This window comes from Prauserella shujinwangii, from assembly GCF_003001955.1.
Classification (GTDB): Bacteria; Actinomycetota; Actinomycetes; order Mycobacteriales; family Pseudonocardiaceae; genus Qaidamihabitans; species Qaidamihabitans shujinwangii.
In genome coordinates this window covers 363,481-385,219 of the sequence record NZ_PVNH01000008.1, presented here as the reverse complement: position 1 = coordinate 385,219, position 21,739 = coordinate 363,481, and the positions used below count along the sequence as shown (strand labels likewise).

Genomic DNA, 21,739 nt, shown 5'->3' with positions numbered 1-21,739 from the left:
CCCGGACCCATCCCGAACCCGGAAGCTAAGCCCACCAGCGCCGATGGTACTGCACCCGAAGGGGTGTGGGAGAGTAGGACACCGCCGTACATAACTTCGCGGAGGCCCGTTAGGGTTGCCTGGTCGGCTTCCCTGACGGGCCTTTCGCATGCCCGGATCAAGAATGGTGACTGGAGGACAGGTGTCCGAGTTCGGCCGGCACGGCGCAGCGGACGATGAGGAGTCCGGCCGGCCGCGCGGCCAGGACCGGAACAGCAGCGGCCGGGGCCAACCGGACCGTGGCGGACGTCCCGAACGGCGCGGCCCCGACCACCGCGAGCACCGTGGCCACCGGAACGGTGGCTCCGGCGCGCGTCGCGACGACCGGCGGGGAGCACCCAGTCACGATCGCGGCGGCCGGTCCGGCCGGCGTGAAGACGAGCGCTCGCGAGACCGGCATCCCGGCCGCGACCGCAAGCCGTTCGAGCGGCGGGAGCGATCCGGTGATCGCGAGGGCAGGCCGTTCGAGCGGCGGGAACGATCCGGTGATCGCGAGGGCAGGCCGTTCGAGCGGCGGAAACGGCCCGGTGATCGCGAGGGCAGGCCGTTCGAGCGGAGAGAACGATCCGGTGGCCGTGAGGGCAGGCCGTTCGAGCGGAGAGAACGGCCCGGTGACCGCCAGGGACGCCCCGACCGTGACCGGGACGACCGCAGGGGCCACCAGGGCGGCCGGGACCGGCGCGAGCAGCGGGGTGACCGCCGTGGCGCGCCACAGGACCGGACAAACAGGCCGGACCGGCGCGACGAGCGTCCCCCGCGCCGCGACCCACGTCCGCCGCAGGCCGCCGAACAGCCGCAGGACGACGAGACCGCCGCGCGTGACCTGCTCGCCGCCCCCGAACTGCCGGAGGACATCGACTTCGCCGACCTCGACGCCGAGGCCCGGCGGGAGCTGCGCACCTTGCCGAGGGACCTGGCCGAGCGGGTCGGCAGGCATCTCGTGGCCGCGGGCTACCTGATCGACACCGACCCGGAGGCCGCGCTGGCGCACGCCCGCTACGCCAAGGCGAAGGCCTCCCGGGTGCCCATCGTCCGGGAAGCCCTCGGGCTGGCCGCCTACCACGCGGGCAACTGGTCGGAAGCCCTCTCGGAACTGCGCGCGATGCGCAGGATGGCCCGCACCGACAGCCACGTCGCCGTCATCGCCGACGCGGAACGCGCCCTCGGCAGGCCGGAACGCGCTCTCGACCTCGCCAAGGAGGTCGACACCGGAAGGCTGCCCAAGGAGGTCGCCGTGGAACTGCGGATCGTCGCCGCCGGTGCGCGCCGCGACCTCGGCCAGCTCGACGCGGCCGTCGTCGAACTGCAGGGCGACGACCTCCACCCCGCCCGGCGGGACCCGTGGAGCGCCCGCCTGTTCTACGCCTACGCGGACAACCTCCTCGCCGCGGGTCGCCGCGACGAGGCGCTCCGCTGGTTCCTGCACGCCGCCGAGGCCGACGAGGAGGAGGAGACCGACGCCGCGGAGCGGGCGGCGGCGCTGGGCGATGAGTGACCCTGCCCTGCTCGCCCGGCACGACGCGGTGCTCCTCGACCTCGACGGCACCGTCTACCACGGCGCGCGGCCGATCCCCTCGGCCGCGGAATCGATCGCCAGGGTGCGGGAACTCGGCACACCCGTCCGGTTCGTCACCAACAACGCGTCCAAGTCTCCCGGCGCGGTCGCCGCGCACCTGCGCGGGCTCGGCGTCGCCGCCGAGGCCGCCGAGGTCAGCACCAGCGCCCAGGCCGCCGCCCGGCTTCTCCGCGAACGGATCGCCCCCGGAGCGGCCGTGCTGGTGGTCGGCACCGAAGCGCTCGCGGCGGAGGTCGAGGCGGCCGGCCTGCGGCCCGTGCGGCAGGCGAGCGACGACGTGGCCGCCGTCGTCCAGGGACACTCCCCGGACACGGCGTGGGCCGACCTGGCCGAAGCCTGCCTGCGCATCCGCGCCGGTGCCGTCTGGGTCGCCTGCAACGCCGACGCCACCCTGCCCACCGAGCGCGGGCAGCTCCCCGGCAACGGCGCCATGGTGGCCGCCCTGCGCGCCGCCACCGGCCGCGAACCCGACGTGGCGGGCAAACCGAGGGCGCCGCTGTTCCGGACCGCCGCCGAGTCCGCGGGCGCGCGCGCCCCGCTCGTCGTCGGCGACCGGCTGGACACCGACATCGAGGGAGCCGCCGCCGCAGGCCTCGCCGCGCTCGCCGTGCTGACCGGCGTCGGCACGCCCGCCGCCCTGCTCGCCGCCGAGCCCGCGCAGCGGCCCCGGTATCTCGCCGCCGACCTGTCCGCGCTCACCGGGAAGAGCGGTGAGCTGGAGATCGGTCCCCGCCCCGGCTGGCGGGTCCGCGCCGACGGCCCGGAGCTCACCGCGACCAGCGACGGCGCCCGGGACGCCGTCGACCTGCTGCGCACGCTCTGCGCCGCCGCGTGGCGGCACGGCACGACCCGCGTCCGGCCGGGGGACGACCACGCCGGGGCGGCGCTCGCCGAGCTCGGCCTGGCCTGATCCGCCCGGACCGCCGGATCGGTTAGCGTGGGGACGTGCACGAAGAGACCACCCCGGCCGCGGCGGCACCGACGACACAGCCGCAGGACACCGACCCCCGCGCCGGCATCGACGAGGCCGTCGCCGCCCTGGACGACCTCGGCGACCTGCCCTTGAGCGAGCACGTGGACCGCTTCGAGGCGGTGCACACCGAACTGACGGTCGCCCTGTCGAGCATCGACAAGGTCTAGTGCGATGCCGCGCAAGGCGCGCCTGGACGCGGAGCTGGTGCGTCGTGGACTGGCCCGCTCGAGAGAACACGCCGGGAAGCTGATCAGCGACGGGCACGTCACCGTGCGCGGGCTCGTCGCGGCCAAGGCGGCCACCGGTGTCGACCCCGACACCCCGATCGCCGTCCGTGCCGGCGACGACCCCGGCTGGGCCTCCCGCGGCGCGTACAAGCTGCTCGGCGCGCTGCGCGCGTTCGAGAAGGACGGCCTCGCCGTCACGGGCAAGCGCTGTCTCGACGCGGGCGCGTCCACCGGCGGCTTCACCGACGTCCTGCTGCGCGAGGGGGCGAGCACGGTGGTCGCCGCCGACGTGGGCCGCGGGCTGCTCGACTGGCGGCTGCGCACCGATGACCGGGTGGTTGTGCTCGACCGGACCAACGTCCGGCACCTCACCCCCGAGCTGATCGGCGGGCAGGTGGACCTCGTGGTGGCGGACCTGTCGTTCATCTCGCTGCGGCTCGTGCTGCCCGCGCTCGCCGCCTGCTCCGCCGAGGGCGCCGACCTGCTGCCCATGGTGAAGCCCCAGTTCGAGGTCGGCAAGGACCGGCTGGGCAGCGGCGGCGTCGTCCGCGACCCCGAGCTGCGGGCACTCGCCGTGCTCGACGTGCTGACCGAGGCCGCCGGGCTCGGCCTGCACCCGCTCGGCGTCGTGGCCAGCCCGCTGCCGGGACCCTCCGGCAACGTCGAGTACTTCGCGTGGCTGCGCCGCGACACCGCCGACGCACCGCCAACGGACCTCGCGGAACTCGTCCGCACCGCCGTCCGGGAAGGGCCATCGTGAGCACAGGAACCGGCCAGCGCGAGGTGCTCCTCGTCGTGCATCCGGACCGGGACACCACCAAAGGCGCCGCCCAGGAGGTCGCCCGGCTGCTGTCGGCCGCGGGCGTCCAGCTCCGGGTGCTCGGCGAGGAGGTCCGCGACCTGATCGAGGGCGGCGGCGACGGGGTCTGCTGCACCGTCGTCGCGCCCGAGCGTGACCCCGCGGCGGGTACCGAGCTGGTGTTCGTGCTCGGCGGCGACGGCACCCTGCTGCGGGCCGCCGAGCTCGCCCGCCCCGCCGGGGTGCCGGTGCTCGGCGTCAACCTCGGCCGGGTCGGCTTCCTCACCGAGGCCGACTCCGACGCGGTCGCCGACACCGTGCGGCGCGTGGTCGACCGCCGCTACCGCATCGAGGAGCGGATGACCGTCGACGTCACGGTGACCCTCGCCGGGGAGACCGTCGCCCGCACCTGGGCGCTCAACGAGGCGAGCGTCGAGAAGGGCTCCCGGGAACGGATCCTCGACGCGATGATCGAGGTCGACGGCAGGCCCGTGTCGTCGTTCGGTTGTGACGGCGTGCTCTGCGCCACCCCGACCGGCTCCACGGCGTACGCGTTCTCGGCGGGCGGTCCGGTGATCTGGCCGGACGTCGAGGCGCTGCTCGTCGTGCCCAGCAACGCGCACGCCATGTTCTCCCGGCCGCTCGTCGTGTCCCGGTCCTCGGTGATCACCGTGCACGTGGACCCCGACGGCTTCCCCGGTGTGCTGACCTGCGACGGGCTGCGCCACATCGACCTGGACCGCGGGTGCCGGGTGGAGGTGGTCGCGGGCCGGGTGCCGGTCCGGCTCGCGCGGCTGTGGGACGACCCGTTCACCGACCGGCTCGTGCACAAGTTCTCCCTGCCGGTGAAGGGCTGGCGCGAGCGGCACGCCCGCACCGGCCCATGATGGGTGCGCCCACGTTGTCGGCCCGGGCCGCTACGGTGGTGTCGTGCTGGCCGAGATGCGAATCCAGGGCCTCGGCGTCATCGAGGACGCCCTGCTCGAACTGCACCGGGGACTCACCGTGGTCACGGGCGAGACCGGTGCGGGCAAGACCATGGTCGTCACCGGGCTCCACCTGCTTTCCGGCGGGCGGGCCGAGGCGTCGAAGGTGCGCACCGGCACCGCCAAGGCCACGGTGGAGGGCCGGTTCGAGGGCATCACCGCCGAGACCGCCGTGCGGATCGTCAACGACTCCGGAGCCGACGTCGACGAGGACGGCAGCGTCATCGCGCTGCGGTCGGTCGGCGGCGACGGCCGGTCCCGCGCCCACCTCGGCGGCCGGTCGGTGCCCGCCGGCGTGCTGGCCGAGCTGTCGGAGCAGCTGCTCGCCGTCCACGGGCAGAACGACCAGCTGCGCCTGCTGCGCCCCGCGGAGCAGCGCGCGGTCCTCGACCGCTTCGCGGGTGAGGTGGTCACCGCCCCGCTCGCCGACTACCGGCGGGTGCGGGACGAGTGGCTGGCCGTGGCCGCCGAGCTGGAGGAACGCACCAGCCGGTCCCGGGAGCTGGCCCAGCAGGCCGACCTCCTGCGGCACGGCCTCACCGAGATCGAGGCCGTGGACCCGCAGCCGGGCGAGGACGCCGAGCTCAGCGAGCAGATCAAGCGGCTCGCGGCGGTCGACGAGCTGCGGGAGACCGCGGGCGCCGCGCACGCCGCCGTCGCCGGGTCCGCCGAGGGCGACCCGGACGCCCCCGGGGCGCTCGGGCTGATCGCCGAGGCCAGGCGCCGCCTCTCCGGGGCGGACGACGCCGTCCTCAAGGAGCTGGAGCCACGCCTGGGCGAGGCCGCCGTGCTGCTCACCGACGTGGGCGGGGAGCTGGCCGCGTACCTGGAGTCGCTCGACGCCGACCCGGAGCGGCTGGAACAGGCGCTGGCCCGGCAGGCCGAGCTGAAGAAGCTGACCCGCAAGTACGCGGCCGACGTCGACGGCGTGCTCGCCTGGGCCGACGACGCGCGCGAGCGGCTGGCGAGCATGGACACCTCCGACGAGGCACTCGCCCAGCTCGCCGCCCGCCGCGACGAGCTCGCCGCCGAGCTGGCCGGGCACGCTGCCGCCGTGTCGGCCGCCCGCGCCACCGCGGCGGGCGAACTCGCGGGCGCGGTCACCGCCGAGCTGGCCGGGCTCGCGATGGGGCAGGCCGAGGTCGAGGTCACCGTGCGTGCCCGCGCCGCGGAGGCGGGGGACCCGCAGGCACTCGAGGTCGACGGCACGCGCGTGCACGCGGGCTCGGACGGCGTCGACGACGTCGAACTGCTGCTGCGCGCGCACCCGGGCGCGCCGCCGCTGCCCGTCCACAAGGGCGCCTCCGGCGGTGAGCTCTCCCGCGTGATGCTGGCGATCGAGGTGGTGCTGGCCCACGCTGACACCGTGTCGACCCTCGTGTTCGACGAGGTGGACGCCGGGGTGGGCGGCCGCGCCGCGGTCGAGATCGGCAGGCGGCTCGCCCGGCTCGCCCGCAGCCACCAGGTGCTCGTCGTCACCCACCTGCCTCAGGTGGCGGCCTTCGCCGACCGGCACCTCGTCGTCGACAAGGGCACGGCGGAAGGCGTCACCCGCAGCGACGTCCGCGTGCTCGCCCAGGCCGACCGGGTCGGCGAGCTCGCCAGGATGCTCGCCGGGCTGGACGGCACGGAGACCGGCCGCGCGCACGCCGAGGAACTGCTCGCCGCGGCCGCCGCCGACAAGGAACGGTTCGCCGCGGACGGTGACGGAACGGGCAAGCAGCCGAAGAAACGGGGTTCGACCAGGAAGACCGCGTGAGTCCAGGACGGACGGCGCGCGGAGAGAACTCCGGTGAGGACATACCACACAGCTGATTCGTCGGGCCGTTCCGGCGTGGCGGCCGGGAATTCCCGAAATCGTTTGTCACCATCGGCGCATGAAACTCACCGGCCTGCTCGCGCGCAACAAGGAGGAGCTGCCCGGGGTCACCGGCACGGCCCGGGTCGATCGCCGCACCCGGGAGCTGCTGCGCAGGGTGGGTCCCGGTGACATCGCCGTGCTCGACCAGGTGGACCTCGACCGCGCCACCGCCGACGCGCTCGTCCAGGCGGACGTGGCCGCCGTGGTCAACGCGTCTCCGTCCATTTCGGGCAGGTACCCGAACCTCGGACCGGAGATCCTGGTCCAGGCGGGAATCCCGTTGCTCGACCGCGTCGGCGCGGAGGTGCTGCACTCCGTCAAGGACGGCAGCCGCGTCCGCGTGCACGAGAACGCGGTGTACGCGGGCGACCGGCTCATCGGCACCGGCAACGTGCAGACCGCCGAGAGCATCGCCGACCAAATGATCGAGGCCAAGGCCGGGATGTCCACGCAGCTGGAGGCGTTCTCGGCGAACACGATCGAGTTCCTCCGCCGGGAGCGCACGCTGATCCTCGACGGCGTCGGCGTGCCCGAGCTGCGCGTTCCCATCCGCGACCGGCACGTGGTCGTCGTGGCGCCCGGCACCGGCCACATCGAGGACCTCCGGCGGCTCCGGAAATACATCGCCGAGCACCGGCCCGTGCTCGTCGGCGTGGACGGAGGCGCGGACACCCTGCGGGCGCACGGTTACCAGCCGGACATCATCGTCGGCGACCCGTTCGGGATCGAGGCGGGCACGCTGAAGGCGGGTGGCGAGGTGGTGGTGCCCGCGCAGCCCGACGGGTTCGCGCCGGGCATCGAACGCATCCAGGACCTGGGCATCGGCGCGGTGACGTTCCCCGCGTCGGGCAACCCGGAGGACCTCGCGCTGCTGCTCGCCGACGCGCACGACGCCGGGCTCGTCGTGACGGTCGGCTTCCAGGCCACCCTCCGGGAGTTCCTCGACCACGGCCGCTCCGGATCGAACCCGTCGACCTTCCTCACCCGCCTCAAGCTCGGTACCAAGCTGGTCGACGCGAAGGCCGTGGCGACGCTGCACCGCAACCGGGTCTCGATCGGCGCGATCGTGCTGCTCGTGGCCGCCGCGCTGGTGGTCGTGGCCGCCGCGCTGCTCGTCTCCGACGTGGGCGACGTCTACGTCGACACGGCCAGGGACGCCTGGCGGTCCTTCCTCGGCTGGGTCAAGGGGCTCTTCTCGTGATCTCTCTGCGTTACCACATTGTCTCGATCGCCGCGGCGTTCCTCGCCCTCGCGGTCGGTGTCGTCCTCGGCTCGACCGCGCTCAACGGCGCCCTGCTGTCCGGGCTCTCCGACGAGAAGAGCGAACTGGCGCGGCGGGTCACCGACCTGGAGGCCGAGCGGAACGCGCTGAGCGCCCGCCTCTCCGACGCCGACGCGTTCGCCGGCTCGGTCGGCGGCAAGGTGGTCAGCGGCATCCTCGACAAGCGTTCGGTGGTGCTGGTGACCACCGAGAGCGCCCGGCCCGCCGACCGCGACGCGATCAAGGACCTGATCGGCGAGTCCGGGGCCTCCGTCACCGGGGAGGTGCAGCTGACCTCCTCCTTCGCGGATCCGCGCAACGCCGACCAGCTGCGCGAGGTGGTGACCCGGCTGCAGCCCGCGGGCGCCCAGTTCCCGACCGCGGGTGACCCGGGCACCCTCGCCGGGGCCTTGCTCGGCTCGGTGCTGCTGCTCGACAAGGACACGGCCAAGCGGCAGTCCTCCCCGGAGGAGCTGGCCGCCGCGCTGTCCGGGCTGGCCGACGGCGGCTTCGTCAAACCGCCCGAAGACGTCGCCCCCGCCCAGCTCGCGGTGGTGCTGACCGGTGGCGACGAGACCGGCGACGGTGCCGGTGACCGGGCCGCGACGCTGGCCAGGTTCGCCACCCAGCTGGACCGCTCCGGCGCGGGCACGGTGCTGGCGGGCAACCCGGCGTCGGCCGACGGGACCGGCCCGCTCGGCTTCGCCCGCGCCGACACCGCCTCCACCTCGATCCTGTCCACTGTGGACAACGTGAACACGTCGGCGGGCAGGGTGGCGACCGTGCTCGCGCTCAGGGAGCAGCTGGAGGGCGGCTCGGGCCGCTACGGCGTCGCGGGCAACGCCGAGGGCCCGGCACCCGGCGTGCGCCAGGACCACGGCTGACCGGCGCACCGGGACGGCTCAGCGGCTGACCTCGGTCTCCCGCTCCAGGTGGGCCAGCTTCTCGGGGTTGCGCACCGAGTACAACCCGGTGACGAGGCCGCCCTCGACCCGCATCGCCACGACGGCGTCCAGCTCCCCGCGCCGGCGGAGCAGCAACGCGGGCCAGCCGTTGACCTGGACCGGCTCGGCCGAGAGCCCGGCACCGGCCCTGCTCAGGCCGAGGGTCAGCAGGCGGGAGACCTTCTCGGCGCCGACGACGGGCCGCGGCAGGGCCTGCTTGACCCCGCCGCCGTCGGTGAGGACCACGACGTCCGGCGCGAGGATGTCGAGCAGGCCCTGCAGGTCGCCCGTCTCGACCGCCCGCCGGAACGCGTCCAGGGCGGCGCGGGTCTCCGCAGGGGAGACGACGTCGCGTGGTCTGCGCGCGGCGACGTGCGCCCGCGCCCGGTGGGCGATCTGCCGCACGGCCGCGGCGCTCTTGCCGACGGCGTCCGCGATCTCGTCGTGCCCGAGGCCGAACACCTCGCGCAACACGAACACCGCCCGCTCGGTGGGTGCGAGCGTCTCCAGGACCAGCAGCATCGCCATCGAGAGGCTGTCGGCCAGCTCGACGTCCTCGGCCACGTCGGGAGTGGTCAGCAGCGGCTCGGGCAGCCAGGGGCCGACATAGGACTCCTTGCGCCTGCCGAGTGTGCGCAGCCGGTTGAGTGCCTGCCGGGTGGTGATCCGGACCAGGTACGCCCGCTGGTCCCGCACCGTGCCGAGGTCCACGTCCGCCCACCGCAGCCAGGTCTCCTGGAGGACGTCCTCCGCGTCGGTGGCCGAGCCGAGCAGCTCGTAGGCCACGGTGAAGAGGAGGTTGCGATGGGCGACGAACGCCGCGGTGGCGGGGTCCGGGCGGCCGTCCTCGCTCATGGGTGGCTCCTGTCTCGTTCGCCGGAGTCCGGAACACCCATCGGACACCGGGCGGCATCGTGGTGTGACAGCGGGACGGGGAGCCGCCGTCACCCGTCGCGGTCGCCGCGGACCAGCCGGTCCCAGGCCTCGACGAAGCCGGGGAACGTCTTGCCCACGGTGGCCGGGTCCGCCACGGCGATGCCGGGCACCCGCAGGCCCAGCACCGCGCCTGCCATCACCAGCCGGTGGTCGTCGTAGGTGTGGAAGGTGCCGCCGTGCAGTGGGGCGGGGCGGATGCGCAACCCGTCCTCGGTCTCGGTGACGTCCCCGCCGAGCGCGGTGAGCTCGGTCGCCAGCGCGGCGAGCCGGTCCGTCTCGTGCCCGCGCAGGTGCGCCACCCCGGAGATGCGGGAGGGACCGTCCGCGAAGCACAGCAGCGCGGCGACGACCGGGGTGAGCTCGCCGACCTCGTGCAGGTTCAGCTCGGCGCCCCGCACCGCCTCGCCGCCGGTGACGGTGAGGCCGGTGCCGTCGAGCACCGCCTTGCCGCCGAGCTCGCGCACCAGGCTGCGCAGCCAGTCACCCGGCTGGGTGGTCTCCACGGGCCAGCCCTCGATCCGCACCGTGCCGCCCGCCAGCAGCGGTGCCACCACGAACGGCGCCGCCGTCGACAGGTCCGGCTCCACCCGGTAGTCCGCGAGCGCCAGCGTGGCGGGCGGGACGTGGAACTCGTCCGCGTGCCGCTCGGGGGAGGCGCCGAAGCGGCGCAGCATGTCGAGGGTCATCGCGATGTGCGGCTCGCTCGGTGGCCTGCCCACCAGCCGGACGGTCACGCCCTCGGTGAACGCGGGAGCCGCCAGCAGCAGGGCGGAAAGGAACTGGCTGGACGCCGACGAGTCCAGCTCGACGGCACCGCCACGCAGGCCACCGTGCCCGCGGACGGTGAAGGGGGGCGCGCCCCGGTCGCCATCGTCGATGTCCGCGCCCAGCGCGGCCAGCGCGGTGAGCAGCGGGGCCACCGGACGCCTGCGGATCGCGGGGTCGCCGTCGAAGTGGACGGTCCGGGACCCCAGGGTCGCCAGCGGCGGCGTGAACCGCGCGACGGTGCCCGCGTTGCCGAGTGCGACCGACACCGAGCCGGCACCGTCGGTGAGCGGCTGGACGCGGACGCCGTCCGCGGTGTGCTCCGCGGGCGCGCCCAGCTCGGCCAGCGCCGCGAGCATCAGGCGGGCGTCGCGCGAGTCGAGCGGCTCCCGGACCAGCGTCGGGCCCGCCGACAGCGCGGCGAGCACGAAGGCGCGGTTGGTGATCGACTTGGAGCCCGGCACGCGGACGGACGCGTCGAGCGCGCCCTCGGCGACGGGTGCCTGCCAGCTGTTTCCGTCGGTCACGCCCTCACTCTCGCACAGGACACGCCGGGCGTCGCCGGTGAGGTCGGCGAGCGGTCCCGGCGCGGTGCGATAGGATGGAAGCCCGTGGGACTTCAGCCGCGGACAACCAAGTACGTCTTTGTCACCGGGGGCGTCGCCTCCTCCCTGGGTAAGGGGCTCACGGCGTCCAGCCTGGGACAGCTCCTCACCGCCCGGGGGCTCCGGGTCACGATGCAGAAGCTCGACCCGTACCTCAACGTGGACCCGGGCACCATGAACCCGTTCCAGCACGGCGAGGTCTTCGTCACCGAGGACGGCGCCGAGACCGACCTGGACATCGGGCACTACGAGCGCTTCCTCGACCGCAACCTGTCCGGGTCGGCCAACGTGACGACCGGGCAGGTGTACTCCTCGGTGATCGCCAAGGAGCGGCGCGGCGAGTACCTCGGCGACACCGTGCAGGTCATCCCGCACATCACCGACGAGATCAAGTCGCGGATCATGGGCGTCGCCGAGTCCGACGGCACCGGCACGCACGCCGACGTGGTCATCACGGAGGTCGGCGGCACGGTCGGCGACATCGAGTCGCTGCCGTTCCTGGAGGCCTGCCGGCAGGTGCGGCACGACGTCGGCAGGGACAACTGCTTCTTCCTGCACGTCTCCCTGGTGCCCTACCTGGCTCCGTCCGGCGAGCTGAAGACCAAGCCCACGCAGCACTCCGTCGCCGCGCTGCGCAACATCGGCATCCAGCCCGACGCGCTCGTGTGCCGGGCCGACCGGGAGCTCTCCGAGGACCTCAAGCGCAAGATCGGCCTGATGTGCGACGTGGAGACCGAGGCCGTGATCGCCTGCCCGGACGCGCCGTCGATCTACGACATCCCGAAGGTGCTGCACTCCGAGGCGCTCGACGCCTACGTCGTGCGCAGGCTCGGCCTGCCGTTCCGGGACGTCGACTGGACGGTGTGGGGCGACCTGCTCGACCGCGTGCACAACCCGGCGGAGACGGTGCGGGTGGCGGTGGTCGGCAAGTACATCGACCTGCCGGACGCCTACCTCTCCGTCACCGAGGCGCTGCGCGCGGGCGGGTTCGCCCACCGCGCCAAGGTGGAGATCGTCTGGGTGCCCTCGGACGAGGCGACCACCCCCGCGGGCGCCGCCGCCGCGCTGTCCGGTGTGGACGGCGTGCTGGTGCCGGGCGGGTTCGGCGTGCGCGGCATCGAGGGCAAGATCGGTGCCATCTCGTACGCGCGGAAGAGCAAGATCCCGGTACTGGGCCTGTGCCTGGGCATGCAGTGCATGGTCATCGAGGTCGCCAGGCACATCGCGGGGCTGAAGGACGCCAACTCGGCCGAGTTCGACGAGAACACCGCGCACCCGGTGATCTCCACGATGGCGGAGCAGAAGGATGTCGTCGCGGGCGAGCGGGACATGGGCGGCACCATGCGGCTCGGCGCCTACCCCGCGAAGCTGCTGCCCGGGTCGCAGGTCGCCAGGGCGTACGGCGAGAAGGAGGTCTCGGAGCGGCACCGGCACCGCTACGAGGTCAACAACGCCTACCGGCAGCGGCTGACCGAGGCCGGGCTGGTGTTCTCCGGGACCTCGCCCGACGACCGGCTGGTCGAGTTCGCCGAGCTGCCCGCCGACGTCCACCCGTTCTTCGTGGGCACCCAGGCGCATCCCGAGCTGAAGAGCCGCCCGACCCGGCCGCACCCGCTGTTCGACGCGTTCGTGCGCGCCGTCGTGGCCTACCGCAGCGCCGAGCGGCTGCCCGTCGAGCTGCCCGAGACACCGGTCGGCGCGCGGTGACGGAGCCCGGCAGCCACGAGTTCACGGTGGTGTCCTCCCGCGACGTCCACATCGGACGGGTCGTCGGCATGCGGATCGACGAGGTCGCCATGCCGGGCGGGGGCACCGCCCGCCGGGAGGTGGTCGAGCACCTTGGTGCGGTGGGCATCGCCGCGGTGGACGAGCAGGAGCGGGTGACGCTCGTGCACCAGTACCGGCATCCGGTGGGCCGCAGGCTGTGGGAGCTGCCCGCCGGGCTGCTGGACCAGGACGGCGAGGACCCGCTGGACTCGGCGCGCCGGGAGCTGGCCGAGGAGGCCGGGCTCGCCGCGCGGCGCTGGGAGACACTGGTGGACGTGGCCGCCTCGCCCGGGTTCACCGACGAGGTGATCCGGATCTTCCTCGCCCGCGATCTGTCCGCTGTGGACCGCGACGTGCACGGCGAGGAGGAGGCGGACCTGGTGATCCGGCGCTTCCCGCTCACCGAGGCCGTGCGGATGGTGCTCGCGGGGGAGATCGTCAACGGGGCGACGGTCGGCGGCCTGCTCGCCGCGCACGCCGTGCTCACCGGAGCGGCGCCCGCGCGGCCCGCCGACGCGCCCTGGCGGGACCGCCCGGTCGCGTTCGCCGCCCGCCGCCGCTGATTCGCCCCCCAGTCCACCTTGGTCGCCCCCAGCGCGACCAAGGTGGCCCTGGGGGCGGCGAACCGGGGGTGTCAGTCGCGGAGCGGGCGGCCGTACCGGTCGCGGCCGCCGTTGACGAGCAGCAGGATGCCGTCGATCAGCGGCCAGAGGGCGCCGACGCCCAGGGTGAACAGGGTCACCAGCAGCTGCGCCACCGCCATGCCGGTGTGTCCGGTGTAGAACCGGCCGATCCCGAACGGGAGCACGATCTGCAGTACCCCGGCGACGATCCGCGACCGGTCGGAGACGCCGGCGGGCGGCCCGGGCTGGTGGTACGCCGAGGGCGGGGACGACGGGGGTGACGCGTCCGGCGGGGGCGGCGCGTACGGGTACGCCCGTGCCGATGGGGGCGGAGCCAGGAACGCCGGGTGCGGCGCGGGCAGGTCCTCGAACAGCGGGCGCAGGTCGGCCCGCGTCTGCGCGGCGAACGCGGTCGCGACCCGCTCCTCGTACTCGGTCGGGGTGAGCCTGCCCTCGGCCAGGTGCTCCCCGAGGGCGCGGCCCGCCTCCTCCCGTTCGGCGGTGCCGATTCGGAGCGCCTCGGGATCCGGTTGGCTCGACATGGGTCCACGTTAGCCCGTGCGACGGGTGGTTTCGACGGGGATGTCCCGGTCAATGCCACGGGACATGAACCCCAGGATCAAGGAGCGCCGCAGCCCGCTGCCGCCCTCCGGCGAGCGCAAGGGCACCTGGCCCTCGGTCCTGGAGCAGGGCGCCAACCTGCTCCAGGACACCACCCCGCTCCGCGACTTCGACGTCTACGTCGTGGGGCTGCACTGCGCCCGGGACGACCCGGGCACGCAGATGGAGGCGCACCACTACTGCCGGATGGTGAACGAGGACCTGCTCCAGTGCGTGCTGTTCGACGGCAACACGCGGGACGCGAACCTGGTCGGCGTCGAGTACATCGTCTCCGAGCGGCTGTTCGGGTCGCTGCCCGAGGACGAGCGCGGGTACTGGCACCCGCACAACTACGAGATCCTGTCTGGCCAGCTCGCCGCGCCGGGCCTGCCCGCGGTGGCCGAGACGGCGCTCGCCGAACTGCTGCTGAACAGCTACGGCAAGACCTGGCACACCTGGCACACCGGGCGGCACGACGGGGAGCCCGGGCACGGCGTCCCGCTCGGCGAACCGACGCTCATGTGGTCGTTCAACCGCGACGGCGAGGCCGACGAGGCGTTGCTGCGCGACCGCGACGAGACGATGGAGCTGGACACGGCGCGCAGGCGTGCGCGGCGCGCGGGCCTGGCCTCGCGGGCGCACCCGCAGCACGGGGTCGACGCGCTGCGGGACCGGTTCCCCGGCAGCACGCCCGTCCCCGGCGTCGCGGACGTCCGCGAGGGAAACGGGACCGGCTGAGGCGCGCTGACCCGCGGAACGCGAACATCGTTGGGATCCGTGCGGTCGTCTCCTAGAGTGTCCGCGTGACCAGGGCCGGCGGCACCTCCGTGAGCAAGGTGGTCGCCGCCTATCTCGACCACCTGCTCGTCGAGCGCGGCACCGCGCGCAACACGCTGGACAGCTACGCGCGGGACCTGCGCCGGTACGTCGCGCACCTCGGACGGCAGGGGATCACCGACTTCACGCGGGTCGGGCCCGAGCACATCACGGCCTTCGGCGCGGCACTGCGCGAGGGGGACGGGGAGCACCAGCCGCTGGCGGCCTCGTCGGCGGCCCGTGCCCTCGTCGCGGTGCGCGGCCTGCACCGCTTCGCGCACGCCGACGGCATCACCGAGCACGACCCGGCGCGCGACGTGCGCCCGCCCGCCGCGGCGAAGCGGCTGCCGAAGGCGCTGCCCGTGCATGACGTGCTCCGGCTGCTCGACCTGCCACCGGCCGAGGGGGAGCGCCCGCTGCGCGACCGCGCGCTGCTGGAGCTGCTGTACTCCACGGGAGCCCGGATCTCCGAGGCCGTGGGGCTCGACCTGGACGACCTCGACGCGGGCGAGCGCACGGTCCTGCTCGACGGCAAGGGCGGCAAGCAGCGGCTCGTGCCCATCGGCAAACCCGCGCTCGACGCGCTGGACGCCTACCTCGTGCGGGCCAGGCCGGTGCTCGCGAGCCGGGGCCGCGGCACGGCGGCCGTGTTCCTCAACGCCCGCGGCGGGCGGCTGTCGCGGCAGAGCGCGTGGCAGGTGCTCAAGACCAATGCCGAGCGCGCCGGACTGGCCGCCACGGTGTCCCCGCACACCCTGCGCCACTCGTTCGCCACCCACCTGCTGGAGGGCGGCGCCGACGTCCGGGTGGTGCAGGAACTGCTCGGTCACGCGTCGGTCACCACCACTCAGGTGTACACCCTCGTCACCGTGAACACGCTGCGCGAGGTCTACGCGACCGCGCACCCGCGAGCCCTGGGCTGATCCGGCCGAAAAGTACTCCGGTCGTGCCCGGCGAGCCGCTTTGCCGGTGCTCTGCGTGCCCGCATACGCTGACCGGCGTCCATGCAGAACAAGGAGCTTTCGCCCCATGTCGACTTCCGAGCAACCGGCGAGCAGGGCCCCGGACAGCCTCAGCCGGCCGATCGCAACCGAGACTCGGGGCGATACCGGGGAGTTCGACGTGCCTGAGGTGACCGACCGCAGCGGCAAGCCCAAGCTGGGCCCGACCGGGAGGCCGATTCGCGAGATACCAGAGCCGCCGATGCTGGAGCGGCACGGGCCCGCGCGCGTGCTCGCGATGTGCAATCAGAAGGGCGGCGTCGGCAAGACCACGTCCACGATCAATCTCGGGGCCGCGCTCGCCGAGTACGGCAGGCGGGTACTGCTCGTCGACTTCGACCCGCAGGGTGCGCTGTCGGTCGGGCTCGGCATCCAGCCGCACGAGCTCGACCAGACGGTCTACAACGTGATCATGGAACGCTCGGTGGACATCTGCGACGTGATCCGCAAGACCTCCGTGGAGAACGTCGACCTGCTGCCGAGCAACATCGACCTCTCCGCCGCGGAGGTCCAGCTCGTCGCCGAGGTGGGGCGCGAGCACACGTTACTGAGGGTGCTTCGACCGGTCATGGACGACTACGACTATGTTCTGGTCGACTGCCAGCCGTCACTCGGGCTGCTCACCGTCAACGCGCTCACCGCGTCCGACGGTGTGATCATCCCGCTGGAGTGCGAGTTCTTCAGCCTGCGTGGCGTGGCGTTGCTGATCGACACCATCGAGAAGGTGCGCGAGCGGCTCAACCCCAAACTGGATATCACCGGGATTCTCGCCACCATGTTCGATCCGAGAACCCTGCATTCGAAGGAGGTCATGGCGCGCGTGGTGGAAGCATTCGGTGACACCGTGTTCGACACGGTGATCAACCGCACCGTGCGATTCCCCGAGACGACCGTGGCCGGCGAGCCGATCACTCGCTGGGCCCCGAGATCGGCCGGTGCGACGGCGTACCGCACGCTGGCTCGCGAGGTGATCGCCCGGTGAGCAGGAGGGCTTCCCTGCCCGGTGCGTCAGAGCTGTTCCGCCGGACGAGCAGTCCCGCGCTCGACCAGTCGCGCGGCTCCGGCGCGGGCGGAAACCCGGCGGGCCACACCGGGAACGGCTCCGCCGGGCACGACGCCGGTGGTGGCGCGGGCAACGGCGGCGGCGCTCAGGGCGGCGGCAACGGCAACGGCAACGGCGCCGCGGGCGGGCGCGCGGGTTCCACCGGCCCGGGCAGGCAGCTCGCGCGCACCGCCCCGACGCGCCGCGGCTCCGGCAGGCAGAAGCACGACGCCAAGATCACCGTGTACGTGTCGGGCGACGAGTTGCTCGCGATGGAGCACGCCCGGCTCACCCTGCGCGGCACCCACGACCTCGTGGTCGACCGGGGCCGCATCGTCCGGGAGGCGGTCGCGGTGCTGCTGGCCGACTTCGACCAGCACGGCGAGGATTCGGTGCTGGTGCAGCGGCTGCGGGGAGGGAACCTCGACGCCGCGGGCGATGACGGCGAGCATGATGACCGCGACGACCCGGCCACGGAAGCCACGAACTGATGGAGGACGGGGCACAGCCCCAGCCCGCCGAGGAGGCACCGGAGAGCGCGGCGACCGAGCAGGCCGGGGAAGGCGGCTCGGCGTCCCGCTTCCAGGTGCGCCTGGCGAACTTCGAGGGGCCCTTCGACCTGCTGCTGCAGCTCATCTCGCAGCACCAGCTCGATGTCACCGAGGTCGCCCTGCACCAGGTCACGGACGACTTCATCGCCTACACCCGCGCGCTGGGCGCCGAGTGGGACCTCGACGAGACCACGGAGTTCCTCGTCGTCGCGGCCACCCTGCTCGACCTCAAGGCAGCCCGGTTGCTGCCGTCGGCCGAGGTGGAGGACGAGGACGACCTGGCGCTGCTGGAGGCGCGGGACCTGCTGTTCGCCCGGGTGCTCCAGTACCGGGCCTACAAGCAGGTCGCCGCCCTGTTCGCGGAGCTGGAGGCCGGTGCGCTGCGGCGCTACCCGCGGTCGGTGGCGCTGGAGGAGCGTTACGTCGGGCTGCTGCCCGAGGTGATGCTCGGGGTGACGCCGGAGCGGTTCGCCGACATCGCGCAGTCGGTGTTCCAGCCCAAGCCGCCGCCCACGGTGTCGCTGGACCACCTGCACGCGGGCAAGGTGTCCGTGCGGGAGCACGCCGCCGTGCTGCGGGTCCGGCTGGCCAGCCACGGGCGGGCTTCGTTCGCCGAGCTCGTGTCCGACTGCGAGCACACGATCGAGGTGGTCGCCCGGTTCCTGGCCCTGCTGGAGCTGTACCGGGAGTCGACGGTGACCTTCGAGCAGACCGAGGCGCTGGGGGAGCTGCACGTGCGCTGGACGGGAGGTTCCGTCGAGGAGGCCACCGCCGAGGCCGAGCAGGAACGCACGCGCACCGAGGACGAGGAGTACGGGTGACCGACGACGCGCACGAGCCGCAGGGAGCCGAGCTGCCGCCGCTGCCGCCCGAGCCGGAACCGGAACCGGCCGGACCGGGCATGCCGGACACGCCCGCTGTGCCGGACGAGCCCGGGGACGGCCTGCGACCGGACCCGGCCACGGCGCTCGGCGCCGCGCTGGACCTGGACGAGCCGGAGGGCGGCCCCGCCGCCCACGCCGCCCACGACACCCGGGGCGGCGGGGAGGCCGGGGACACCCGGGCCGCTCAGGCCACCGAGGGCGGCGAGGCCACCGAGGACGGCGAAGGCACCGAAGGTACCGAGGTCAGCGAGGGCACCGAGGTCAGTGCGGCCACCGAGGGCGGCGAGGGTGTCCCGGGTGAGGCCGACGCCGACGACGACCTGGTCGCCGTGTCCGCGGAGCGGGCACTGCCCGACGTGTCGACCGACGCCGCACTGCAGTCGGCGCTGGAAGCGCTGCTGCTCGTGGTGGACTCCCCGGTCGGCGAGGAGTCGCTGGCCGAGGCCGTGGAGCAGCCCGTCGAGCGCGTCACCGAGACGCTGCGCACGATGGCGCTGGACCTCACCGACCGGGGCAGCGGCATCGACCTGCGCCGCGTGGCGGACGGCTGGCGGCTGTACACCCGCGACACCTACGCGCCCTTCGTGGAGAAGCTGCTGCTCGACGGGCAGCGCTCCAAGCTGACCAGGGCCGCGCTGGAGACACTCGCGGTGATCGCCTACCGGCAGCCGGTGACCCGCTCGCGGGTGGCCGCGGTGCGCGGCGTCAACGTGGACGGCGTGATCCGGACGTTGCTCGCCCGCGGGCTGGTCGAGGAGAGCGGCACCGACTCCGAGACGGGTGGCACCCTGTACGTGACGACGGAGCTGTTCCTGGAACGGCTCGGCCTCTCGTCGCTGAACGACCTGCCGCCGATCGCGCCGCTGCTGCCGGAAGTGGACTCCATCGATGACATCTGACCAGCGAGGACCCGGAGCCCCGGCCGAGGGCGTTCGCCTGCAGAAGGTGCTCGCCAGGGCCGGGGTGGCGTCCCGGCGGGCCGCCGAGGACCTCATCGCGCAGGGCCGGGTCAGCGTCGACGGCGAGGTGGTCCGGGAACTCGGCAGGAGGGTCGACCCGGACACCGCGATCCTGCACGTCGACGGCATGCGCGTGGTGCTGCGGGAGGACGTCGTCCACCTCGCGCTGAACAAACCGAAGGGCGTGCACAGCACGATGTCCGACGAGGCGGGCAGGCCCTGCGTCGGCGACTACGTGCGGCAGTTGAAGTCGAGCGCCAGCACCGGGCTCTTCCATGTCGGCAGGCTGGACGCCGACACCGAGGGCCTGCTGCTGCTGACCAACGACGGCGAGCTCGCGCACCGGCTCATGCACCCCTCCTTCGGGGTGCTCAAGACCTACCTCGCCGAGGTCGACGGCACGGTGTCGCGCGGGCTCGGCAAGCAGCTGCGCGCCGGGATCGAGCTGGAGGACGGGCCGGTCCGGGTCGACGCTTTCCGGGTCAAGGACACCCGCCCCGGCCGCACCCTCGTCGAGGTGGTGCTGCACGAGGGCCGCAAGCACATCGTGCGGCGGCTGCTCGCCGAGGTCGGTCACCCGGTGCGCAAGCTGGTCCGCACCGCCGTCGACGACGTCCGGCTGGGCACGATGAAGCCGGGGGCACTGCGGCCGCTCACCCGCGCCGAGGTGGGAGCCCTGTACCGCGCGGTCGGCCTTTAGCCGGGTGTCGTGAGTGACGAACGTGGTAAGAACAACGTTCTTCACTCACGACTCGGCGGGCGCCGCGCGGGGGAAACCGGGTCCGCGCTGCAGGGCGCGTGCCACCGGCTCGACGACGCGCGCGGCGATCGGTCCGAGGACGGCCATGAGCAGCACGTAAGTCGCCGCGAGCGCCGCCAGTTCGCCCTCCACGGCCCCCGCCGAGACGGCGAACCCGGCGATGATGATCGAGAACTCGCCGCGCGCCACGAGCGCCGCGCCCGTCCGGGCCTGGCCGAGCCTGCCGATGCCCGCGCGGCGGGCCGCCCACCAGCCCGTGCCGAGCTTCGTCGCGGTGGACGCCACGGCGAGCACCACCGCCCACAGCAGCACCGGGGGGATCGCGCGCGGGTCGGTGTTCAGGCCGAACACGACGAAGAACACCGCCGCGAACAGGTCCCGCAGCGGCTCCAGCAGCCGGGTGGCGTTGACCGCGGTCGACCCGGAGATCGCGATGCCGAGGAGAAACGCCCCCACCGCGGCCGACACCTGCATCGCCGACGCCACCCCCGCCACGAGCAGCGCGGCGCCGAACACCTTGAGCAGGAACACCTCGCGGTCCTGACTGTCCACGATCGCCGAGACGTAGCGGCCGTACTTCAGCGCCACCACCATCACCACGGTGATCACGCCCAGCGAGATGCCCACGGCCTCCAGCCCGCCGAGGAAGCTGATGCCGCCCAGGATCGTCGTCAGGATCGGCAGGTAGAGAGCCATCACGAGGTCCTCGAACACGAGGATCGACAGCACCACCGGTGTCTCCCGGTTACCCAGCCTGCCCAGGTCGCCGAGGACCTTCGCGATGATTCCGGAGGACGAGATGTAGGTGACGCCGCCCAGCACGAACGCCCCGATCGGCCCCCAGCCGAGGAGCAGCGCCACGGCCACGCCCGGCGCGGCGTTGAGCACGATGTCGAGCACCCCCGACATCCACGACCGCCGCAGCCCGGTGAACAGCTCCGCCGCGGAGTACTCGAGGCCCAGCGTGAGCAGCAGCAGCACGACGCCGATCTCGCTGGCGAGGTCGGTGAACGCGCTGATGTCGCCGAGCGGGATCAGCCCGCCCTGCCCGAACGCGAGCCCGCCGAGCAGGTAGAGCGGGATCGGGGACAGGCCGATCCGGCCGGCGAACCGGGCGAGCACCCCCAGGACGAAGAACACAGCGCCCAGCTCGATGAGGGACAGTGCGGTGTGCTCCACGCGGGTCCTCGCGTCAGCCGTGCTGCAGGATCTTGGCGGCCGACTCCAGTCCCTCGGACGTGCCCACGGCCACCAGCAGGTCGCCCTCGGTGAAGGTGAAGCCGGGCCCGGGGGAGGGGTGCACCTGTCCCGCGCGCATCACGGCGACGACGGACGCGCCCGTCCGGGTGCGCATCGCGGTGTCCCCGAGCGTGCGGCCGTCGTAGGGCGAGCCGCCCTTGATCGGCAGCTGCCGGGTGTTGATCCCCGGCAGCTCCCGGTGCTCCTCGGTCAGCTGGGCGACGAGCTGCGGGGCGCCGAGCAGGTTCGCCAGCGCGCCCGCCTCCTCGGAGGTGAGGGGCAGCGAGGCCAGGCACGCGTCGGGATCGTCCGACTTCGACACGATGAGCTCGATCTTGCCGTCGCGATGGGTCACGACGCCCACCCGGCGGCCGCTGTCCAGCACGAAGTCCTTCCGGACGCCGATCCCCGGTAGCGGAGTCACTTCGACGTTCACGCCGTACACGGTAGCTCAGCCCCGGCAGTCCTGTTTGCGCACGTGGTGCTGGGGGTAAGCGGCGGAGCGCAGTTCGGCGTGGCAAGGGG

22 protein-coding genes and 1 rRNA gene are annotated in these 21,739 nt (G+C 73.6%); 18 read left to right on the top strand and 5 right to left on the bottom strand.

Going from position 1 to position 21,739, the window contains the following annotated elements; all coding sequences use genetic code 11:
* From rrf to B0I33_RS20935, 9 genes are all read left to right on the top strand, one after another.
* Nucleotides 1–90, top strand: a 5S ribosomal RNA gene (gene rrf, locus B0I33_RS20975); the annotation flags it as partial.
* A gap of 91 nt (nt 91–181) precedes the next feature.
* A complete protein-coding gene (locus tag B0I33_RS30510; protein ID WP_245900877.1) occupies nt 182–1,534 on the top strand; it encodes a hypothetical protein in 1,353 nt (450 codons plus the stop codon).
* Entirely contained in the window at nt 1,527–2,525 is a 999-nt protein-coding gene (locus tag B0I33_RS20965) for an HAD-IIA family hydrolase (RefSeq protein WP_106180517.1), read from the top strand. The genes B0I33_RS30510 and B0I33_RS20965 overlap by 8 nt, the downstream gene beginning before the upstream one ends.
* 35 nt (nt 2,526–2,560) lie before the next feature.
* Nucleotides 2,561–2,755: a hypothetical protein gene (locus tag B0I33_RS20960; RefSeq protein ID WP_106180516.1), complete on the top strand. Its 195-nt coding sequence runs from the start codon at nt 2,561–2,563 to the stop codon at nt 2,753–2,755.
* Nucleotides 2,756–2,759: 4 nt separating this feature from the next.
* The gene (locus tag B0I33_RS20955; RefSeq protein ID WP_106180515.1) at nt 2,760–3,575 is read left to right on the top strand and encodes a TlyA family RNA methyltransferase; all 816 of its coding nucleotides are present in this window, start codon (nt 2,760–2,762) and stop codon (nt 3,573–3,575) included.
* The gene (locus B0I33_RS20950; protein WP_106180514.1) at nt 3,572–4,501 is read left to right on the top strand and encodes an NAD kinase; all 930 of its coding nucleotides are present in this window, start codon (nt 3,572–3,574) and stop codon (nt 4,499–4,501) included. Before B0I33_RS20955 ends, B0I33_RS20950 begins: the two co-directional genes overlap by 4 nt.
* Before the next feature lie 43 nt (nt 4,502–4,544).
* Complete coding sequence (gene recN / locus B0I33_RS20945; RefSeq protein ID WP_181193387.1) at nt 4,545–6,359, top strand: DNA repair protein RecN; 1,815 nt, start codon at nt 4,545–4,547, stop codon at nt 6,357–6,359.
* A 118-nt stretch (nt 6,360–6,477) separates the two neighbouring features.
* Complete coding sequence (steA, locus tag B0I33_RS20940; RefSeq protein ID WP_106180513.1) at nt 6,478–7,662, top strand: putative cytokinetic ring protein SteA; 1,185 nt, start codon at nt 6,478–6,480, stop codon at nt 7,660–7,662.
* The gene (locus tag B0I33_RS20935; protein ID WP_106180512.1) at nt 7,659–8,606 is read left to right on the top strand and encodes a copper transporter; all 948 of its coding nucleotides are present in this window, start codon (nt 7,659–7,661) and stop codon (nt 8,604–8,606) included. Before steA ends, B0I33_RS20935 begins: the two co-directional genes overlap by 4 nt.
* A gap of 18 nt (nt 8,607–8,624) precedes the next feature.
* Here B0I33_RS20935 and B0I33_RS20930 read toward each other — a convergent pair whose 3' ends face one another.
* Nucleotides 8,625–9,521 (bottom strand): RNA polymerase sigma-70 factor, encoded by an 897-nt coding sequence (locus B0I33_RS20930; protein ID WP_106180511.1) that lies wholly within the window; start codon nt 9,519–9,521, stop codon nt 8,625–8,627.
* Between the two features lie 89 nt (nt 9,522–9,610).
* Entirely contained in the window at nt 9,611–10,894 is a 1,284-nt protein-coding gene (gene aroA / locus B0I33_RS20925) for a 3-phosphoshikimate 1-carboxyvinyltransferase (RefSeq protein ID WP_106180510.1), read from the bottom strand.
* Between the two features lie 84 nt (nt 10,895–10,978).
* On the opposite strand from aroA, the gene B0I33_RS20920 reads away from it, so the two are divergent.
* Nucleotides 10,979–12,679 carry a CTP synthase gene (locus tag B0I33_RS20920; protein ID WP_106180509.1) on the top strand — a complete coding sequence of 567 codons (1,701 nt, stop codon included), beginning with the start codon at nt 10,979–10,981 and terminating at the stop codon, nt 12,677–12,679.
* Nucleotides 12,676–13,302, top strand: a complete 627-nt coding sequence (locus B0I33_RS20915) for an NUDIX domain-containing protein (RefSeq protein WP_106180508.1) — start codon at nt 12,676–12,678, stop codon at nt 13,300–13,302. Before B0I33_RS20920 ends, B0I33_RS20915 begins: the two co-directional genes overlap by 4 nt.
* Nucleotides 13,303–13,373: 71 nt before the next feature.
* Here the strand turns inward: B0I33_RS20915 and B0I33_RS20910 are convergent, their stop codons facing one another.
* The gene (locus tag B0I33_RS20910) at nt 13,374–13,904 is read right to left on the bottom strand and encodes a DUF1707 domain-containing protein (protein ID WP_106180507.1); all 531 of its coding nucleotides are present in this window, start codon (nt 13,902–13,904) and stop codon (nt 13,374–13,376) included.
* Between the two features lie 64 nt (nt 13,905–13,968).
* On the opposite strand from B0I33_RS20910, the gene B0I33_RS20905 reads away from it, so the two are divergent.
* The 7 genes from B0I33_RS20905 (at nt 13,969) to B0I33_RS20875 (ending at nt 19,915) form a co-directional block, all read left to right on the top strand.
* Nucleotides 13,969–14,700, top strand: coding sequence for an OBAP family protein (locus B0I33_RS20905; RefSeq protein WP_106180506.1), 732 nt, complete (start codon nt 13,969–13,971; stop codon nt 14,698–14,700).
* Nucleotides 14,701–14,798: 98 nt separating this feature from the next.
* Nucleotides 14,799–15,701, top strand: coding sequence for a site-specific tyrosine recombinase XerD (xerD, locus tag B0I33_RS20900; RefSeq protein ID WP_106180562.1), 903 nt, complete (start codon nt 14,799–14,801; stop codon nt 15,699–15,701).
* Between the two features lie 106 nt (nt 15,702–15,807).
* The gene (locus tag B0I33_RS20895) at nt 15,808–16,761 is read left to right on the top strand and encodes a ParA family protein (protein ID WP_106180505.1); all 954 of its coding nucleotides are present in this window, start codon (nt 15,808–15,810) and stop codon (nt 16,759–16,761) included.
* On the top strand, nt 16,758–17,312 hold the full coding sequence (locus tag B0I33_RS20890) for a cobyrinic acid a,c-diamide synthase (RefSeq protein ID WP_106180504.1): 555 nt from the start codon (nt 16,758–16,760) through the stop codon (nt 17,310–17,312). Before B0I33_RS20895 ends, B0I33_RS20890 begins: the two co-directional genes overlap by 4 nt.
* On the top strand, nt 17,312–18,193 hold the full coding sequence (locus tag B0I33_RS20885; protein ID WP_106180503.1) for a segregation and condensation protein A: 882 nt from the start codon (nt 17,312–17,314) through the stop codon (nt 18,191–18,193). Before B0I33_RS20890 ends, B0I33_RS20885 begins: the two co-directional genes overlap by 1 nt.
* 80 nt (nt 18,194–18,273) lie before the next feature.
* The gene (gene scpB, locus B0I33_RS30505) at nt 18,274–19,155 is read left to right on the top strand and encodes an SMC-Scp complex subunit ScpB (protein ID WP_425440506.1); all 882 of its coding nucleotides are present in this window, start codon (nt 18,274–18,276) and stop codon (nt 19,153–19,155) included.
* A complete protein-coding gene (locus tag B0I33_RS20875; protein WP_106180502.1) occupies nt 19,145–19,915 on the top strand; it encodes a pseudouridine synthase in 771 nt (256 codons plus the stop codon). The genes scpB and B0I33_RS20875 overlap by 11 nt, the downstream gene beginning before the upstream one ends.
* Before the next feature lie 45 nt (nt 19,916–19,960).
* Here the strand turns inward: B0I33_RS20875 and B0I33_RS20870 are convergent, their stop codons facing one another.
* A complete protein-coding gene (locus B0I33_RS20870) occupies nt 19,961–21,154 on the bottom strand; it encodes a cation:proton antiporter (protein ID WP_106180501.1) in 1,194 nt (397 codons plus the stop codon).
* Nucleotides 21,155–21,167: 13 nt separating this feature from the next.
* A complete protein-coding gene (locus B0I33_RS20865) occupies nt 21,168–21,650 on the bottom strand; it encodes a cation:proton antiporter regulatory subunit (protein WP_106180560.1) in 483 nt (160 codons plus the stop codon).
* Nucleotides 21,651–21,739 lie beyond the last annotated feature (89 nt).

Coding starts and splice junctions, on each gene's coding strand:
- B0I33_RS20965 (WP_106180517.1), top strand. CDS start 1,527: ATGAGTGACCCTGCCCTGCTCGCCCGGCACGACGCGGTGCTCCTCGAC.
- B0I33_RS20955 (WP_106180515.1), top strand. CDS start 2,760: ATGCCGCGCAAGGCGCGCCTGGACGCGGAGCTGGTGCGTCGTGGACTG.
- steA (WP_106180513.1), top strand. CDS start 6,478: ATGAAACTCACCGGCCTGCTCGCGCGCAACAAGGAGGAGCTGCCCGGG.
- B0I33_RS20930 (WP_106180511.1), bottom strand. CDS start 9,521: ATGAGCGAGGACGGCCGCCCGGACCCCGCCACCGCGGCGTTCGTCGCC.
- B0I33_RS20910 (WP_106180507.1), bottom strand. CDS start 13,904: ATGTCGAGCCAACCGGATCCCGAGGCGCTCCGAATCGGCACCGCCGAA.
- B0I33_RS20905 (WP_106180506.1), top strand. CDS start 13,969: ATGAACCCCAGGATCAAGGAGCGCCGCAGCCCGCTGCCGCCCTCCGGC.
- B0I33_RS20895 (WP_106180505.1), top strand. CDS start 15,808: ATGTCGACTTCCGAGCAACCGGCGAGCAGGGCCCCGGACAGCCTCAGC.
- B0I33_RS20885 (WP_106180503.1), top strand. CDS start 17,312: ATGGAGGACGGGGCACAGCCCCAGCCCGCCGAGGAGGCACCGGAGAGC.
- scpB (WP_425440506.1), top strand. CDS start 18,274: ATGCCGGACACGCCCGCTGTGCCGGACGAGCCCGGGGACGGCCTGCGA.
- B0I33_RS20875 (WP_106180502.1), top strand. CDS start 19,145: ATGACATCTGACCAGCGAGGACCCGGAGCCCCGGCCGAGGGCGTTCGC.